Origin of the sequence: uncultured Odoribacter sp. (assembly GCF_937966165.1) — a bacterium.
Classification (GTDB): Bacteria; Bacteroidota; Bacteroidia; order Bacteroidales; family Marinifilaceae; genus Culturomica.
The window spans coordinates 20,436-37,900 of sequence record NZ_CALCLB010000002.1 but is presented as its reverse complement, the minus strand read 5'-3'; the positions used below and the strand labels follow the sequence as shown (position 1 = coordinate 37,900).

General features: G+C 40.2%; 15 protein-coding genes. 9 read left to right on the top strand and 6 right to left on the bottom strand.

Annotated elements, in window-relative coordinates; all coding sequences use genetic code 11:
• Positions 1 to 99: 99 nt before the first annotated feature.
• The 6 genes from murI to Q0465_RS00560 all read right to left on the bottom strand — a co-directional run bounded on the left by murI (position 100) and on the right by Q0465_RS00560 (position 6,845).
• On the bottom strand, positions 100 to 933 hold the full coding sequence (gene murI, locus Q0465_RS00585; RefSeq protein ID WP_298611324.1) for a glutamate racemase: 834 nt from the start codon (positions 931 to 933) through the stop codon (positions 100 to 102).
• Positions 934 to 1,037: 104 nt separating this feature from the next.
• A complete protein-coding gene (locus tag Q0465_RS00580; protein ID WP_298611321.1) occupies positions 1,038 to 1,559 on the bottom strand; it encodes an OmpH family outer membrane protein in 522 nt (173 codons plus the stop codon).
• Positions 1,560 to 1,744: 185 nt separating this feature from the next.
• Positions 1,745 to 4,297 (bottom strand): POTRA domain-containing protein, encoded by a 2,553-nt coding sequence (locus Q0465_RS00575; RefSeq protein ID WP_298611318.1) that lies wholly within the window; start codon positions 4,295 to 4,297, stop codon positions 1,745 to 1,747.
• A 56-nt stretch (positions 4,298 to 4,353) separates the two neighbouring features.
• The gene (locus tag Q0465_RS00570) at positions 4,354 to 5,097 is read right to left on the bottom strand and encodes an isoprenyl transferase (RefSeq protein ID WP_298611315.1); all 744 of its coding nucleotides are present in this window, start codon (positions 5,095 to 5,097) and stop codon (positions 4,354 to 4,356) included.
• Positions 5,098 to 5,513: 416 nt separating this feature from the next.
• Positions 5,514 to 6,422, bottom strand: coding sequence for an NAD kinase (locus tag Q0465_RS00565; protein WP_298611312.1), 909 nt, complete (start codon positions 6,420 to 6,422; stop codon positions 5,514 to 5,516).
• A gap of 3 nt (positions 6,423 to 6,425) precedes the next feature.
• Positions 6,426 to 6,845 carry a four helix bundle protein gene (locus Q0465_RS00560; RefSeq protein ID WP_298611309.1) on the bottom strand — a complete coding sequence of 140 codons (420 nt, stop codon included), beginning with the start codon at positions 6,843 to 6,845 and terminating at the stop codon, positions 6,426 to 6,428.
• 284 nt (positions 6,846 to 7,129) lie between these two features.
• On the opposite strand from Q0465_RS00560, the gene Q0465_RS00555 reads away from it, so the two are divergent.
• The 9 genes from Q0465_RS00555 (at position 7,130) to Q0465_RS00515 (ending at position 17,460) form a co-directional block, all read left to right on the top strand.
• Positions 7,130 to 7,378 carry a hypothetical protein gene (locus Q0465_RS00555; protein WP_009137139.1) on the top strand — a complete coding sequence of 83 codons (249 nt, stop codon included), beginning with the start codon at positions 7,130 to 7,132 and terminating at the stop codon, positions 7,376 to 7,378.
• An 89-nt stretch (positions 7,379 to 7,467) separates the two neighbouring features.
• Positions 7,468 to 9,027 (top strand): DUF4301 family protein, encoded by a 1,560-nt coding sequence (locus Q0465_RS00550; RefSeq protein WP_298611298.1) that lies wholly within the window; start codon positions 7,468 to 7,470, stop codon positions 9,025 to 9,027.
• A 133-nt stretch (positions 9,028 to 9,160) separates the two neighbouring features.
• Entirely contained in the window at positions 9,161 to 10,177 is a 1,017-nt protein-coding gene (locus Q0465_RS00545; protein WP_298611294.1) for a DUF368 domain-containing protein, read from the top strand.
• 4 nt (positions 10,178 to 10,181) lie between these two features.
• On the top strand, positions 10,182 to 10,934 hold the full coding sequence (locus Q0465_RS00540) for a shikimate dehydrogenase (protein WP_298611292.1): 753 nt from the start codon (positions 10,182 to 10,184) through the stop codon (positions 10,932 to 10,934).
• Positions 10,935 to 11,154: 220 nt separating this feature from the next.
• Positions 11,155 to 12,744 (top strand): thiamine pyrophosphate-dependent enzyme, encoded by a 1,590-nt coding sequence (locus Q0465_RS00535; protein WP_298611289.1) that lies wholly within the window; start codon positions 11,155 to 11,157, stop codon positions 12,742 to 12,744.
• Positions 12,745 to 12,812: 68 nt separating this feature from the next.
• Complete coding sequence (locus tag Q0465_RS00530) at positions 12,813 to 13,397, top strand: indolepyruvate oxidoreductase subunit beta (RefSeq protein ID WP_298611286.1); 585 nt, start codon at positions 12,813 to 12,815, stop codon at positions 13,395 to 13,397.
• Positions 13,398 to 13,657: 260 nt separating this feature from the next.
• Positions 13,658 to 14,530, top strand: coding sequence for an electron transfer flavoprotein subunit beta/FixA family protein (locus Q0465_RS00525; RefSeq protein WP_298611283.1), 873 nt, complete (start codon positions 13,658 to 13,660; stop codon positions 14,528 to 14,530).
• A 131-nt stretch (positions 14,531 to 14,661) separates the two neighbouring features.
• Positions 14,662 to 15,681, top strand: coding sequence for an electron transfer flavoprotein subunit alpha/FixB family protein (locus Q0465_RS00520; RefSeq protein ID WP_298611280.1), 1,020 nt, complete (start codon positions 14,662 to 14,664; stop codon positions 15,679 to 15,681).
• A 72-nt stretch (positions 15,682 to 15,753) separates the two neighbouring features.
• Positions 15,754 to 17,460 (top strand): acyl-CoA dehydrogenase family protein, encoded by a 1,707-nt coding sequence (locus tag Q0465_RS00515; protein WP_298611278.1) that lies wholly within the window; start codon positions 15,754 to 15,756, stop codon positions 17,458 to 17,460.
• Positions 17,461 to 17,465: the final 5 nt, after the last annotated feature.

Genomic DNA, 17,465 nt, shown 5'->3' with positions numbered 1-17,465 from the left:
TCGTAAATATATACGATTAGCAATCATAAATTCTGAAAAAATATAAAAAAATTTATAGCTGATCTGTCTTTCCGGTTTTTATCTTTTACCTTACAAAAATCATAGTTCTATTTGCTCTGCAGACAAATTCTTTCCTATAAACATCCCCGCCATACGATCGAACAAGCCTGTCTTTTCTGTAGTCAAATAAGATACATTCCCTTTTTTCCCAATCCGCTTTTCCATTTCGGGATGCCGGACCAAATAATCCCGTAAACGGTCGGCAACAATATGTCCCTGTTCGATTAACTTTACGTCGGCGGGCATATAGCGGGCGATCAAAGTGCGCAGCAAGGGATAATGGGTACATCCCAGGATAACAGTATCTATTCTGGGATCGGCCGCAAATAATTCGTCTGCATATTTCTTCACAAAATATTCAGTTCCTGCTCCGGTTAATTCATTGTTTTCCACTAAAGGGACCCACATCGGGCAAGCGACCTGAGTAATATGAAAACAACCCGGGCCGTATAATTTTTCTATCTCCAACAGATAAGATTCAGAAGCAACAGTCCCTTTCGTAGCCATAATACCGATATGCCCGTTGCGGGTATAATTAGCCAAAGCTTCTACACTCGGGCGGATAACCCCCAAAACCCTCAGGCTGCTATCCAAACGGGGCAGATCGACTTGTTGAATAGTACGCAATGCCTTAGCAGATGCTGTATTGCAAGCCAGAACCACCAGTGGACAACCCAGTTCAAAAAGTTTTCTTACAGCCTGATCCGTATAACGATAAACGACATCGAAGGACCGGGTTCCATAAGGTGTACGGGCATTGTCTCCTAAATACACATAATCGTACTGAGGTAAAACACTCATTATTTCTTTTAAAACAGTCAATCCCCCGTATCCCGAATCGAATACTCCAATAGGCCCTTTTATTTTATCCATATAAGTCCAAAGATTTAGTTCAAAAATACAGAGGAATTTGTATAAACCGAAAATTTTAGCATAAAAAAAGCCGCCTTAAAGGCGGCTGATCTTATTTTTCTTCCTTATTGAATTCCCAGTTTCTTTTTCACCAAAGGCAAAATATCTTCTGAAGTTTCCGAAACATATAAAATAGCTCCGGAATTCATATCGAAAATATAAGTAAAACTATTTTCTTTTGCTACTTCCTGAATTGCTTTATGTGCTTTATCCATAATCGGTTGTAAGAGTTCGTCCTGAGATTTCTTGAATTCATTCATTGCAATTTCCTCAAACTTCTGAATCCGTTGACCCAATTCCTCAATTTCCTGTTGTTTGGATGTCTTAATAATATCAGAATAGGTCGCTTCATTTTTCTGATAATCTGTCACGAGATTTTGCCATTGTGTTCTCAGGTTCTGACTTTCTTTTTGAATGTCATCTTGTTTGGATTCCAGCTGTTTTTGTGCAGCAGCCATTTCAGGCATAGCAGCAATCAATTTGCTACTTTCGATATGTCCTAATTTAACCGGTTTCTGCTGAGCAGAAACGCCAAGTGCGGCTACCATAAATACCGCCAATAACAACCATTTCATTTTATTTCTCATTCTATTCGTTTTTTATTTTGTCTATTGAAAAATCTGTCCCAATAAGTTGCCTGTTAGTCAGTACAAAAATAATAAAATAATTAAGCTTTTCAATTCCTTAATGAAATTAGAATTCTGAAAAATAGCCATAAATATTTAACAAATTCCAAAAGTCACTCTGTTTTCCAATCCACTTTTCCAATTCCTTAAAATTCCTGACCCAGTACGAAGTGGATTTGTGAACCGGAAGCTCCGGGACGTCCCGGTACATCATCGAAACCATATCCCCAGTCTATACCCAACATGCCGAACATTGGCAAAAATACCCGGACGCCTACTCCAGCTGAACGATATAGATTGAAAGGTTCAAATTCTTTCAGTTCATACCAGGAATTACCGGCTTCCAGAAAACACAATGCATAAATAGTAGCGGACTGAGACAAAGTAATCGGATACCGTACTTCCATAGTCCATTTGGAATACAAACTGGCATCGGCAGCATTCGGAGCAATAAAATTAGAACCGGCATTTGTCAAAGAACCGTTTTCATATCCTCTCAAACCAATATACTCACGTCCGTACAAACTATATCCGGACATTCCGTCACCTCCCATTTCAAAACCTTCAAAAGGAGAACGTTTATATTTATTGTAATATCCCAAGAAACCGTATTGTACTCCTGCATATAAAACCAGTTTTTCGTTCCGGTCCAGAGGCATAAACATCTTTCCGCTAAACTTCCATTTATGATATTCAATCCATCTGTATCTTTCTTTCTGGGTTAATGTATTACTCTTATAATTGTTTCCGTCAAACCAGGAATAAGGAAGAGTAAAGGTTAATCCCAACATGAAATCGCTGCCTTTACGGGTATAAAGCGGATTATCAATAGAGCTGCGTCTTAACTGGAAAGCAAATGAAAGATTATTGGAATTACCATTACTAAATATATAATAAGGCCAGTTCCTCAACCGATAACGTTGGTAAGACAGCTCCGTATACATGGTAAAAAAGTCGTCCGGCCATGTAATTCTTCTTCCTAAACCGACACTAAATCCGAAAGTAGTCATCAACTGATTATCATCGTATAAATCCTTAGAACTATTTACATAATAAGAATGGTTATAATAATTTGAAGAATATCCGGTCTGCCGGGAATAATAGGCAGACACACTCAAGGAATTCGGTTTTTTACCTCCCAGCCAGGGTTCCCGGAAAGAAGCGCTGACAGAGGTATAATATTTACCATTTGTCTGATATTTCAAACTCAGCGTCTGTCCGTCTCCCTGAGGCAATGGACGATAAGAATCCCAATTGAAAATATTCCGGATAGAAAAATTTGTAAACGTCAGGCCGACAGAACCGATAATCATACCGGCCCCCCAACCTCCGGAAAGTTCAACCCGGTCGTTTGCTTTTTCAACAACACTGAAAATAATATCGGCTGTCCCGGATTCCGGATCAGGTTTTACATCCGGTTTGATCTGTTCGGGATCGAAATGGCCTAAATTAGCCAATTCCCGCATACTTCGCATGACATCTTCCCGGCTGAACAATTCTCCCGGGTATACATACAGCTCACGTCTGGCCACATGCTCATGTGTACGGTCATTTCCTTTAATAATTACCCGGTTAATTGTCGCCTGAGGACCTTCGAAAATACGGATTTCCACATTTATAGAATCCTTACCTACTACCGTCTCTACCGGTATGGCCCGGAAAAACAGATAACCGTTATTTACATATAATTTGTCGACTGCCGTATTTTCATCGTCTTTCAAACGTTCATTAAAATACTTTTTATTATAAACATCCCCTTTCTGAATATTCAATATACGGGATAATCGTTCAGAATCATATACGGTATTCCCCACCCAGGAAATATTGTTGTAATAGTACCGTTGACCTTCGTTTACATCAATATATATTTTCACCCGTTTCGGGGAAATCTGTACTACACTATCCGAAACAATAAGGGCATCCCGGTATCCTTTTTCATTGTATTTATCCAATAAATTATATTTATCGTCTTCGTAGCTATCCTGAATATATTTCGAAGATTTAAAAAAGTTGACCAGAGACTTTTCTTTCGTTTTTTTCATGGCCCGCTTGAGTACGGAAGCTTTCACGTCTTTATTGCCGGTAATGACAATATCCTGAATTTTTATTTTATTATTCCGTTCGATTACTACATCCAATACAACAAAATTATCCCGTTCCGGATCATCCCGCTGTAACACTTTGACGGAAATGTTGTAAAATCCTTTTTCTTTAAAATACTTCTCGACAATATGCTTTAAATTAGAAATCATATTATCGGTTACCTGGGTACCCGGTAATGGATTAATACGTTCTTTAATCTTATTTTCTTCCGACTTCTTTAGACCGACATAATTGATCTTGGACAACTTCTGCCGTTCCTGTAAATTCAGTATCAGATACACTTTATTACCGACGATCTTATCGACAGCAATGGTTATATCCGAAAAAAGCCCATTGGAATATAAACGTTTTATAGCCCTTGTCGGTGCGTCGCCGGGTATCTTAATTTCAGAGCCGATTGTAAGTCCCGCCAACTGAATCAATGTCTCCGGATCATAATGGTCCGCAATTCCAGTCACCTCAACGCCAGCCAGTTCATAAGTCTTAGGAGAGGAATAATATACCTCCGCACCTCTCAATGTATCAGCAGATTGCGCCCAGCTCCGGGAAAAACAAAAAAAGGTTACTATAAGACAAAGAATTATCCTTCTTATCATCTGTTTTATCTCATTACAAATATTTACTCTTATTCAAATCAAAATATCCGAAATTATCAATTGTTTTCCAGCTGTTCACCTGTTTTTCCGAAGCGCCTTTCTCTCTGCTGAAAATTACGGATTGCCAAATATAAATCATCTTTTTCAAAATCAGGCCAAAATTTATCAATAAAATAAAATTCAGTATATGCACATTGCCATAAAAGAAAATTACTCAAACGGCATTCTCCGCTCGTCCGGATTAATAAATCGGGATCGGGAATATCCGTAGTGGTAAGATAAGTAGCGAAATCAGCTTCCGTCAAAACCTCTACATCCGGAATAAGACCTGCTTTATAAGCGCCGGCTATTTTTTTCGCTGCTTCCAGTATCTCCCAACGCGCCCCGTAACTCAATGCCAATATCAACTTCAGCCCTTTGTTTGCAGCGGTATTTCGTATCAATTCCTCTAATTTCACTTGGACGGAAGCAGGTAAATCTTTAATATTCCCAATCACCTTTACCACAACCCCCTGCTGTATTAAACCGGCCATTTCCCGCATAATTGCATCCACCATAAGGGACATCAATGCATTGACTTCCTCCCGGGGACGTTTCCAGTTTTCCATTGAAAAAGTATAAAGAGTTAAATACTCCAAGCCAATCTCTCCTGCCGCCTCCACGATCTTCTTTACCGTATCTACTCCTTTCTGATGCCCCAAAATACGATTCAGACCTTTCGCTTTTGCCCACCGTCCGTTACCATCCATAATTATGGCCACATGCCTCGGCAAATTTTCTCTTTCTATTAATTTAAGCATATTATATAATCACAGGTCCATTACTAAAAATTTTCCAATTAAAGCATACTTCTTCCTTGCTTCCAGATTTAACAATAATCCTGAATTTTTTCATTTCTCTCTCCACACAAAAAATTTGTCTCCTCCCTTTAAAAAGGAACTTTCTCTCTTTACGATATCTTTAACTTCGTAATTACCTGTGAAATTGAGGGACAAATTTAATTTCTCTTTTTCAATTTAATTTTCAAGGATATCCATTTTCCGCCTCTCTTTGCTTATCCATAAAAATCGTTCAAAGATAGTAACAATCATAAGAAAAGCGAAGGGTGAAAAGTGAAAAAACGGGTAATAAATACAAAGAATGTATAATATTACTTATTTTAAAAGGCAAATTATTCCTGAAATCTTTTCTAAATCAGAAAAGGAATGTTTTCAATTTATTTTTCTGCTCCGTTCCGGTTCCGGAAATCTTCTCCCCATCCTAATTTATTTCGCAACGTTCCATAATAATTATGACCGGGCAGATTAACAACCCGGATTTTAAATTCCCCATTTCTAATTTCAATTTCACAATCATCTTTCATTTTTTCTATGCGGGAATCCAGGCTCAATATAAAATCCCCGGAACGACCTTCTACTTTTAAGCGGATAATTGCATTATCCGGAACCAGCAAGGTACGCATCGTCAAATTATGGGGACAGACAGGAGTCAGAATAATATTTTTACATTCCGGATTTACGATCGGCCCGCCACCGCTCAGGGAATAACCAGTAGACCCCGTAGGAGTAGCCACAATTAACCCATCAGCCCAATAAGTGGTGAGATAAACATCCCCGATATAGGCATGTATTTTCAGCATGGAAGACGTATCTGTTTTATGTACGCTTACTTCATTTAAGCCGTAATTAAATCCGGAAAACGCTCTTCCCTTTACAACCAAACGCAATACATTTCTTTCCTCAGTTGTATACTGCCCCTTTACAATATACGCTACAGCAGCATCTATTTCTTCTACAGCAATATTTGCCAAAAAACCCAAATGTCCGGTGTTCATCCCTAAAACCGGTATTCCACTGTCCTTAACATATAACACGGCATCTAAAAAAGTCCCGTCGCCTCCAATACTCAATAACATTTCTGCCCCGGTTGCTTTCAGGCTATCCCGGTCATAAATGCCGCGGAATAAACCGCAGCAATCAAAACGTTCGGCTAATATCTTTTTAAAATTATCTTCACAATCCAGGAGAATATTCTGTTCTTTCAATTGACAAAGCATTTTTCTCAGATAAGGGAAAAACTCGTCATTCACATTCTTCCCGTATATGGCTATAATTTTAGGTCCCATTTTTCAGAAGTTATTACTATTTTTCGGTCGTTTTTTTCTCACCTTAACTTTCTCTGCAGGGGTTGGAAAGCGGTTTTCTGCATTCCGGATGACTCCCTGAATGCGTAAAGCCAATTCCCGGCACTCCTCATCCAATTTATCGGCTACAGAATTATGAATATAACGGTAATAACGCGCCGTATGCAACATATGCCGGATTTCATTGCAGGCAGATTCCGCCTCGGTCAGAAAAGCACAATATTGCACCGGCGATCCTGCCTGCCTGGAAGCTGTCAGATTTCCCAATATTGCTAAGACAACACGACGGAAATGGCAGTTGAAATGATAACTCCCGATATCAGAAATCTGTTTATATATTTCTTCTATTAAATTTTCAGCATTTTGCCACATTTGCATCTCACCGATATTCATTTTCCTGTTCATATTCTCTCTGCATTTGTACTATTCGGGAAAGACCGGAATATCCTTTTTAAGAGGGACTAAAGATACAACTTTTTACACAGAAAACAGGCGTATCTTCTGTTAATTATAAAGAAGCATTTCCCCATCAAAAATCTCCAAACCAGTCTCCGGTAACAGGAGTTTGCCTTTTATCAGTGAAACAATTGCAAGGTTCTCCGAGTTTTCCTTTTAAAAAGTCAAAATGTAAGATGTATATTTCTTAATTTTATCCTACATTTGTGATGTAAATTTTAAACATTAAAGATATGTTGCCTAAATTTCTTATTGCAGACAATTCACAAGAAGCCATTGATTTGGTGTATGTTGTCCACACAGAAACGCCGCGCTGCATTATTCAATGTGACCTTGATGGTTTTTACAGTAACCAGCGTATCTATTGGATCGACGAAGAGCCGCTTTCACAGGACGATATTGACACTTTACTAGAAGAAGCGGAGGAATTTTATGAAAAAGAACTGGATAACCAAGAAGACATTTATGATGAAGAAGAATAGATATTGTTAATCTGCCGGTATACTCCAATTCCTTCTCTTCTAGAGGGGGAATGCTATTATTTATCTGTAGTTTACTAAAGTAAAAAATAATGTATACAAAAGAAGACTTAAAAGAATTTAAACGCCGCAAAATAAAACCAGAACAAATTGACAAGCAAATGGAAAACTTTAAAAAAGGATTTGAATTTGTCAATTTAGCAGAACCAGCTACCTTAAATAACGGAATAAAATCGATCCCGGCAGAGGAGGAAAATTATCTGATCGATTTGTATGAAAAAGGAAGCCAGAAAGCCGATGTGATTAAAATGGTTCCGGCCTCGGGATCCGCAAGCCGTATGTTTAAAAAGCTTTTTACGTTCATGGAAACCTACAAAGGAGGAGCGGAAGAATTTCTGAAATTTGTACAGGATAAGAGTCCCGACAGTATGCATGAATTTTTCTTGCATCTCAATGAATTTCCGTTCTATACCCATTTGAAAAATATCATGTGGAACGACGGGCAGAATTTGGAAAAAATGCTCGAAAAGAAAATGTTTGCCGACATACTGGCTTATATTCTCACAGATAAAGGGCTAAACTACGGGAATACCCCGAAAGGACTGATTGATTTCCATGTATACCGTGATTTCGTCAGAACTCCTTTCGACGAGCATCTGGTAGAAGCTGCCCTCTATGGTAAAAAGGGCCGGGAAGCTCATCTGCATTTTACCGTTTCGGAAGAATATGTGCCGCGTTTTAAAGATCGTTTAGCTAAAGTAAGCAGGGTTTTTGAGAAAATGTTCAATGTAAAATACAAAGTTACATTCTCCATACAAAAACCCTCTACAGATACAGTAAGTATAGATGAAAAAGGGGAACTGGTCCGGGATGATAAAGGCAAAATTCTTTTTAGGCCGGGAGGGCACGGAGCCCTGATTCACAATGTCAACGATATTAAAGCAGATATTATTTTTATAAAAAATATTGACAATGTCTCTCCGGACCGGAGTAAAGCAGATACCGTTAAATATAAAAAATTACTAGCCGGTACTTTATTCGAAATCCAAAGTAAAGTTTTCGAGCACCTGGACTTACTCGACAAAAGAGGAATAACCGAAGCCCAGTTAGATGAAACGGAAATGTTTATCGAAAACAATCTCGGTTACAAAAAAGCAGACAGACTTCAGTTTAAGGACAAGAGAGCCCGTATAAAATATTTACGCAATATTCTGGATCGTCCGATTCGGGTATGCGGCATGGTAAAAAATGAAGGTGAACCCGGAGGAGGACCTTTCTGGGTTAAAACGGCAGACGGCAGCTGCCGCCTTATGATTATCGAATCGGCCCAGATAAATTTGAAAGACAAAGAACAAAAGAAAATATTCGAACATTCTACCCATTTCAATCCTGTAGATTTGGTTTGCGGGACGAAAAATTACAAAGGAAAACGTTTTGATTTAATGGATTTTGTCGATACGAACCAAGGTTTCATTACCACAAAATCGTATAAGGGCAAAGATATCCGGGTACAGGAATTACCTGGCTTATGGAACGGAGCCATGGCGGAATGGATCACTGTATTTGTAGAAGTTCCCCTGACAACGTTCACTCCTGTAAAAACGGTATTCGATCTCAGAAGGACCGAACACCGGAATGTTTTTTCGAAATAGCTCATGAATCCGTTTTTACGGCCTCTTAATTCCGGAGCCTTTCTGTAGAAACGCTTTCATGTCATAAAAATAAATTTAATTCAAAACAAGCGGAAAGGGAATAATATTTTTCAGCAGAAATAATACTCATTATATGAAAAGAAACAAGAATTATCTTTTATTGGTCTTAAAAGGATGCGCCATGGGCGCTGCAGATGTAGTACCCGGCGTATCAGGGGGGACAATTGCTTTTATTACCGGTATCTATGAGGAATTAATCAATTCTATTAAAAATATCGACATGCAGGCTGTCAAATTATTATTTCAGCTGAAAACGGCATCCTTCTGGAAAAAAATAAATGGAAATTTCTTGTTATCTGTACTCTGTGGAATTGGCATTTCTATTTTTTCCCTGGCCAGACTTATGTCTTATTTACTAATTCACCATCCGATACCAACCTGGTCATTTTTTTTCGGCTTAATCATTGCTTCAGCTTTTCTGGTAGCTAAAGAAATCAGGAAATGGGATATTTTTACAGTGATCTCCCTTATAGCTGGAATCTGTACTGCCTATACGATTACGGTTCTTTCCCCTGCTTCCACCCCACAGACGTGGTGGTTCATTCTGTTATCCGGAGCCATTGCGATCTGTGCCATGATTTTACCGGGAATTTCCGGGGCATTCATTCTGGTCCTATTAGGAAAATATTATTTTATCATAGGAGCAGTGGGACGTTTGGATATCGGCATACTGGCTATTTTTGCTATAGGTGCCATTATTGGAATTATTAGTTTTTCTCATTTACTCTCTTGGTTATTAAAGAACTACCACAACATGACAATTGCGTTATTAACCGGTTTTATGGTTGGTTCTTTAAACAAAGTATGGCCCTGGAAAGAGACGATCGAGTTTTTCACGGACAGTCATGGTGTCAGGCAAGCTCTGATTGAAAAAAATGTATCTCCGGCTACTTTTGAAACCTTGCAAACCTGTAATGGAAATCTATTTTTTTCTGAAAAGATACTTTCTCTGAATCCCTGCGAAGCAGGAGAAATCATTTCCCAGGGGAATCCGCAGTTGGGCATGGCTATTGTATTCTGTATCTTTGGCTTTCTGTTGATTTGGGGAGTAGAAATGTTAGGTAAAAAAATGAAAGAAAAGAATTCCTGACGATATGTTACAATACGGATTAATTGGCTATCCCTTAGGACATTCTTTCTCAAAAAAATATTTTACTGAAAAGTTTGAAAAAGAAAAAATCCAGGCAGAATATTTAAATTTTGAAATAGAAAATCTGGATGTTTTACCCGTTTTACTGGAAAAATATCCGAATCTAAGGGGATTTAATGTAACAATCCCGTATAAACAACAGATTCTCAGTTATCTCACCAAACAAAGTGAAGAAGCTCAAATTATAGGTGCTGTCAATTGTGTAAAAATCGAACGGCATTCTGCCGGTTGTCAACTCATCGGTTATAATACCGATACCTATGGTTTCCGCACTGCCCTGCTCCGGTTTATCCCTCCGCATATAAAGCATTGCCTTGTACTGGGAAATGGAGGAGCAGCAAAAGCAATACGCTACACGCTGCAACAATTGGGGATCTCTTCCTTAACCGTATCCCGTACTCCCCGGCAAGAACAAGAAATCGGATATGCGGATACCGGGGCCTACTTACCGGATTATCACCTTATTGTAAATACAACGCCTTTGGGGACCTGGCCCAATACAAACACTTATCCTTTGATTCCTTACGAACAACTAACCTCCCGGCACTACCTGTTTGACCTCGTATACAATCCGGAGATCACAACATTTATGAAGAAAGGGGCAGAAACCGGAGCCCGGGTATGCAACGGACTGGAAATGCTGGCCGGTCAGGCTGAAGCAGGGTGGAAAATCTGGACGGACCATCCGTATCACTAAAGAATGATTAAAATATTTTATAATTGAAAAATATTTTGTTATCTTCGCAAACGTTAGCATTCAAACTATGTACCAACCAGCTGAATATTATTTTGTACTTGCTTATATCATGGGTACTTTAAAATTCCATTGGGGATTATAAGAAAATCCTTTCTTTCCTTTATTCCCATGTAAATCAGCAAGAAAAAAAATTTTATTTTCACTTAAAAGCCATTAAACCATGCAAAAACAATTGTTACTGGGTGTAGAAGCCATTGCCCAGGGAGCTATCGATAGCGGAATATCCGGCGTATATGCTTATCCCGGAACACCTTCTACAGAAATTACAGAGTATATTCAAAATTCAAAGCAGGCTCTCCAAAGGAACATTCACAGAGAATGGTCTGCCAATGAAAAAACAGCTATGGAAGCGGCATTGGGGATGTCGTATGCCGGGAAAAGGGCTCTGGTCTGCATGAAACATGTCGGCATGAATGTTGCCGCAGATTGTTTTATGAATGCAGCGATCACGGGAGCCAACGGAGGAATTGTCATTACTGCGGCAGACGATCCTTCCATGCATTCCTCTCAAAACGAACAAGATTCCAGGGTATACGGGAAATTTGCTTTAATTCCGATACTGGAACCTTCTAATCAGCAGGAAGCTTACGAAATGGTACGTTATGCTTTTGCCCTGTCGGAAACTGTCGGAAGTCCGGTGTTACTGCGGATTACCACCCGCCTCGCCCACTCCCGGGCCGGGGTGTCAATAAACGAAGCTTTGCCCGAAAACCATCTCCGGTTGCCGGATAACAAACGCCAGTTTGTATTGCTTCCGGCTATAGCCAGAAAACAATACCGCTTATTATTAAATAAGCAGGCCGATTTCAAAGAAGCTTCCGATAACTCCCCTTTCAATAGTTATACAGATGGCCCGGACAAATCGTTAGGCATTATCACCTGCGGAATCAGCTATAATTATGTCATGGAAAATTTCGAGACAGGATGCCCGTATCCTTTATTGAAAATATGTCAATATCCTTTGCCCCGGAAATCGGTAAAAAAGATATTATCAGAATGTGAACGCATCCTGGTCGTGGAAGAAGGTTATCCCCTCATTGAAGAACTGTTAAAAGGCTATCCGGGAGATAAACGCATCACCGGCCGCCTGGACAATACCCTCCCCCGGGACGGGGAATTAAACCCCGATCTGCTGGCCCAAGCTTTGGGATTACAGGTAAAAGAAGGGGCTGCAGTACCGGAAATTGTAGTTCCACGCCCCCCTGCCCTCTGCGTGGGTTGTAGTCACAGAGACGTCTATAAAGCTTTGAATGAAGTACTTTCTACCTACGGAGAAGGGCATGTATTTTCAGATATCGGCTGTTATACCTTAGGGGCTCTTCCTCCTTTCCAGTCCATTAACTCCTGTGTAGACATGGGAGCCTCCATAACAATGGCAAAAGGTGCTTCTGACGCAGGTTTATATCCGGCTGTAGCTGTTATAGGGGATTCCACATTCACACATTCCGGAATGACCGGCTTATTGGATGCTGTAAACGAACATTCTCCTATCACCATTATCATTTCAGACAACGAATCGATTTCGATGACGGGAGGACAAGATTCCGCTGCTTTGGGTAAAATTGAATCCATTTGTCAAGGCATAGGGGTTGATCCCCAGCACATACGGGTTCTCAATCCGGTACCTAAAAATCACGAAGAATTGTGCCGGATCATCCGGGAAGAAATTGAATACAAAGGGGTATCTGTAATCATCCCCCGCAGGATTTGTATCCAAAAAGCACGCAGAGAAGGGAAAAAACAAAAATGAAAAAGTAATTTAACAGTTCGGTCAGAACTGACAAGTAAACTTTTTCTGACTTTAAATTCAAAAGCAATATGAAAACAAACATAATTTTAGCCGGAGTCGGCGGACAAGGAATTTTGTCGATAGCAGCAGCATTAGGATCGGCAGCATTAAATAACAATTTATACATGAAACAGGCCGAAACTCACGGAATGAGCCAAAGAGGAGGCGATGTTCAGTCTTTTATGCGGATTTCAGACAAACCTATTTTTTCCGATCTCATCGCTAAAGGGAAAGCAGATATCATATTATCCGTAGAACCGATGGAAGCCTTACGTTATTTACCTTATCTGAAGGAAGGCGGATATGTCGTTACCAATTCAACTCCTCTCATTAATATTCCGAATTATCCGGATCTCGAAGTATTATTGCAAACCTTAAAAAATCTGCCTCACCGGATTATCATCGATGCAGATCAGATTTCCAAGGAAGAGACAGGACAAACGAGAGCCAGCAATTTTGTAATGCTAGGTGCCGCTTCTCCTTTTATCGAAATTCCTTTTGACTACCTGGAAGAAGGAATCTGTTCTATTTTTAAACGGAAAGGGGATGCTGTGGTTGAAATGAATTTAAAAGCCTTACATGCAGGCAGAAAATTCGCTCAGGAAAATATATAATAACTGGAATCTGCCCAGTTTACTCCATTTCGGAGAAGCCTGGCGGATATTAATGCATATTTTACTGACAATAAGGGCTTTACATTTAACAAACAAATGTAGAAGCCCTTATTTTTATAATTTGCTTTTCACTTTTTACTTTAAAATATTATCTTTACCGGATTTTAAGAGGATAATAAAATAAATTCAAATAAATATTAACAAACAGACTGTTGTAACTGTTATAACCGTTGCGACTGTTGTAACTTAAAAATTTACACATGAAAGGACTAAAAATCGTTGTTCTTGCGAAGCAGGTTCCCGACACGAGAAATGTGGGAAAAGATGCAATGAAGGCTGACGGAACTGTAAACAGGGCAGCTTTACCTGCCATTTTTAACCCTGAAGATCTGAATGCTCTGGAACAGGCATTGAGAATAAAAGATAACATTGAAGGTACAACTGTACACATTCTCACGATGGGCCCGGGACGTGCTGCAGAGATTATCCGGGAAGCCATGTACAGGGGAGCCGACGGAGGCTATCTGTTGTCGGACAGGGCTTTTGCCGGTTCGGATACATTAGCGACTTCTTATGCTCTGGCTTGTGCTTTACGGAATTTGAAGCCTGATTTAATCATTTGCGGACGTCAGGCTATCGATGGGGATACGGCTCAGGTAGGCCCGCAAGTGGCTGAAAAAATGGCTTTACCTCAGGTGACATACGCAGAAGAAATCCTCTCCTGCGATCTCCGGAAAATAACGATCAGGCGACGGCTGGAAAGGGGTATTGAGCTGGTAGAATGTCCCGTACCTTGCGTAGTGACAGTAAACGGTTCAGCAGCTCCCTGCCGTCCAAGGAATGCCCGCCGTGTACTGAAATACAAGTATGCCAAAGCAACCTCTGAAGCTCAAAATGCCGGAGAAGATTATTTTACTTTGGCTGACCAAAGACCTTATCTGAAAATTACAGAATGGAGTGTCAACGATATTGAAAGCGATCCGAAAGATTTAGGATTAAGCGGTTCTCCTACAAAAGTAAAGAATATTGAAAGTGTAGTATTCCAGGCTAAAGAAGCAAAGGTACTGACGGCATCCGATACCGACATGGAAGACATGATGAAGGAATTGATTACGAATCATACTATCGGATAAAGATAACAGACACAGAAAATCATTTTTCAACAGGAAAAAATGAAAAACTGCAATGAATTATATTGATGGTTTTAGAATGACTTTATTTTGTACAATAAGGTATCTGAAATCTAACATCCAAAATTTAAATTATGAACAGTGTATTTGTATATTGCGAAATAGAAGAGGGTGTTGTCGCTGATGTCAGTCTGGAATTACTGACTAAAGGACGTACTCTTGCCAATAAATTAGGTGTAAAATTAGAAGCTGTTGCTTTGGGACACGGGCTGGAAGAGATCGGCAAGCAGGTATTCCCTTACGGAGTAGATGTCTTATGGGTCGGTGACGATAAAAGGTTATCTCCCTATACGACCCTTCCCCACACCTCTGTACTGGTAAATCTTTTTAAAGAAGAAAAACCTCAGATTGCTTTTATGGGAGCAAGCAGCATCGGACGGGATTTAGGTCCCCGGGTTTCCTCTGCCCTTCATAGCGGATTGACAGCCGACTGCACAAGTTTGGAAATCGGAGATTACAATGATCCCAAAACTCAAAAAACGTATCAAAATCTTCTCTATCAAATACGTCCGGCATTCGGAGGAAATATTGTTGCCACCATCGTTAATCCGGAATGCCGCCCCCAGATGGCAACGGTCCGGGAAGGGGTAATGAAAAAGGAAATCTATAATCCGAACCATCAGGGAGAAATTAAAAAAATAGATGTTTCCCGTTATGTTGACGAGACAGACTTCGTCGTAAAAGTCATCGAACGCCACATGGAAAAATCCAAAGTAAACCTGAAAGCGGCCCCCATTATTATCGCCGGAGGTTACGGAGTGGGTTCCAAAGAAAATTTCCAGTTGCTTCACGAGCTTGCCGAGGTATTAGGAGGGGAAGTGGGAGCATCGCGTGCAGCGGTAGATGCCGGTTTCTGCGAGCACGAACGTCAAATCGGGCAAACGGGGACAACAGTACGTCCTAAATTATACATTGCCTGCGGTATTTCCGGACAAATTCAACATACCGCCGGAATGGAAGAATCTGCCATGGTAATTGCAATTAATACAGATGTAAATGCTCCGATAAACAAATTTGCTGATTATGTCATTACGGGCGATTTAAATGTAGTTATTCCCAAAATGATTCAGTACTATAAGAAAAATAGTAAATAAACATGTGTATAAAGGGTTTATTTCCATAAACCATACTATACATTCAGTTTTAATTTCATTAAAATTTTACATATGGCAAATTTTTACACAGATAATGAAGATATAAAATTTCATCTCGGTCATCCGCTGATGGAAAAAATCGTAGGTTTAAAAGAACGGAATTATACGGAGGCAGAAAAATACGAAAATGCTCCCCGGGATTATGAAGATGCACTGGACAATTATGACAAAGTATTAGAAATTGTAGGGGATATCTGCGGAGAAGTCGTTGCTGTAAATGCGGAATCGGTAGACAACGAAGGTCCTCAGGTCGTAGACGGCCACGTTCAGTATGCCGCGGGAACACAGCAAAACATTGACATTATCAATCAAGCCGGCTTAAACGGGATTTCTCTTCCCCGGGAGTACAACGGCCTGAATTTCCCCATCGTACCTTTTATCATGGCTGCTGAAATCGTAGCCAGGGCGGATGCCGGTTTACAAAATATCTGGGGTTTGCAGGACTGTGCAGAAACCATCAATGAATTTGCAAATGCAGAACAGAAGAGCAAATATCTCCCCCGTGTAAGTGCAGGCGAAACCTGCGCGATGGATTTAACGGAACCGGATGCCGGTTCTGACCTACAGGCTGTACAATTAAAAGCTACTTTCAATGAAGCCGATGGGAAATGGTATCTGAACGGGGTAAAACGATTTATCACCAACGGAGACGGACATATATCTTTGGTATTAGCCCGTTCCGAAGAAGGCACAAACGACGGACGTGGTCTGTCTATGTTCATTTACGACCGTAACAGCAATGCCGTAACCGTTCGCCGTATCGAGAACAAATTGGGAATCAAGGGATCTCCGACCTGTGAACTGGTATTCAAAAATGCCCCGGCAGAATTGGTAGGAGAACGCAAAATGGGTCTGATCAAATACGTAATGGCCTTGATGAATGCTGCCCGTTTAGGCATCGGAGCCCAATCCGTAGGTATTGCAGAAGCCGCTTACCGGGAAGGATTAAAATATGCCCAGGAAAGAAAACAATTCGGAAAAGCAATTATTGAATTTCCGGCTATTTACGAAATGCTTTCCAATATGGAAGCGAAATTACATGGCATACGTTCTGTTTTATACGAAACGGCCCGATTTGTAGATGTCTATAAAACCTATTATCATATTTCTAAGGAAAGGCCCCTGGACAAAGAGGAAAGGAATGAAATGAAGGAATATCAAAAACTGGCTGACATTTATACTCCTTTGCAAAAACTCTTTGCCAGCGAATATGCCAATGAAATTACCTACGATGCGCTGCAAATCCACGGAGGTTCCGGTTTTATGAAGGATTACCCTATCCAACGGTTAGTTAGAGATGCCCGGATTACAAACATTTATGAAGGGACTTCCCAGTTACAGGTAGTAGCAGCTATCCGGGGAGTAACTACCGGGCAATATGCCAAACAAATCCGCGAAGTATATGAGAAAGCTGAAATTGCTCCGGAATTGGAATATTTACGCGATCACCTGAAAGGGATGACAGAACAACTGGAAACAGCCACCCAGACTGTAGGAGGAATCGGGAATACCGAATATACAGATTTCCACGCGCGCCGTTTGGTAGAAATGGCAGGTTATACTATTATCGGTTACCTATTGTTACTGGATGCACAACGGGCTCCCCGTTTTACGAAATCAGCCGAAATATTTATCAAATACGGACAAGCAAAAGTATGTGCTCATGCCGCTTTTATTGCTAATTTCAATCCGGATCAACTGGGTATGTACAAAAAGTAAAAAGA

Bases quoted from the DNA above. Each gene is read 5' to 3' on its own strand.
- Q0465_RS00520 (WP_298611280.1), top strand. From the start codon at position 14,662: ATGAACAGTGTATTTGTATATTGCGAAATAGAAGAGGGTGTTGTCGCT.
- Q0465_RS00575 (WP_298611318.1), bottom strand. From the start codon at position 4,297: ATGATAAGAAGGATAATTCTTTGTCTTATAGTAACCTTTTTTTGTTTT.
- Q0465_RS00535 (WP_298611289.1), top strand. From the start codon at position 11,155: ATGCAAAAACAATTGTTACTGGGTGTAGAAGCCATTGCCCAGGGAGCT.
- Q0465_RS00580 (WP_298611321.1), bottom strand. From the start codon at position 1,559: ATGAGAAATAAAATGAAATGGTTGTTATTGGCGGTATTTATGGTAGCC.
- Q0465_RS00540 (WP_298611292.1), top strand. From the start codon at position 10,182: ATGTTACAATACGGATTAATTGGCTATCCCTTAGGACATTCTTTCTCA.
- Q0465_RS00555 (WP_009137139.1), top strand. From the start codon at position 7,130: ATGTTGCCTAAATTTCTTATTGCAGACAATTCACAAGAAGCCATTGAT.
- Q0465_RS00545 (WP_298611294.1), top strand. From the start codon at position 9,161: ATGAAAAGAAACAAGAATTATCTTTTATTGGTCTTAAAAGGATGCGCC.
- Q0465_RS00570 (WP_298611315.1), bottom strand. From the start codon at position 5,097: ATGCTTAAATTAATAGAAAGAGAAAATTTGCCGAGGCATGTGGCCATA.
- Q0465_RS00565 (WP_298611312.1), bottom strand. From the start codon at position 6,422: ATGGGACCTAAAATTATAGCCATATACGGGAAGAATGTGAATGACGAG.
- Q0465_RS00550 (WP_298611298.1), top strand. From the start codon at position 7,468: ATGTATACAAAAGAAGACTTAAAAGAATTTAAACGCCGCAAAATAAAA.
- Q0465_RS00560 (WP_298611309.1), bottom strand. From the start codon at position 6,845: ATGAACAGGAAAATGAATATCGGTGAGATGCAAATGTGGCAAAATGCT.
- Q0465_RS00530 (WP_298611286.1), top strand. From the start codon at position 12,813: ATGAAAACAAACATAATTTTAGCCGGAGTCGGCGGACAAGGAATTTTG.
- Q0465_RS00525 (WP_298611283.1), top strand. From the start codon at position 13,658: ATGAAAGGACTAAAAATCGTTGTTCTTGCGAAGCAGGTTCCCGACACG.
- murI (WP_298611324.1), bottom strand. From the start codon at position 933: ATGGATAAAATAAAAGGGCCTATTGGAGTATTCGATTCGGGATACGGG.
- Q0465_RS00515 (WP_298611278.1), top strand. From the start codon at position 15,754: ATGGCAAATTTTTACACAGATAATGAAGATATAAAATTTCATCTCGGT.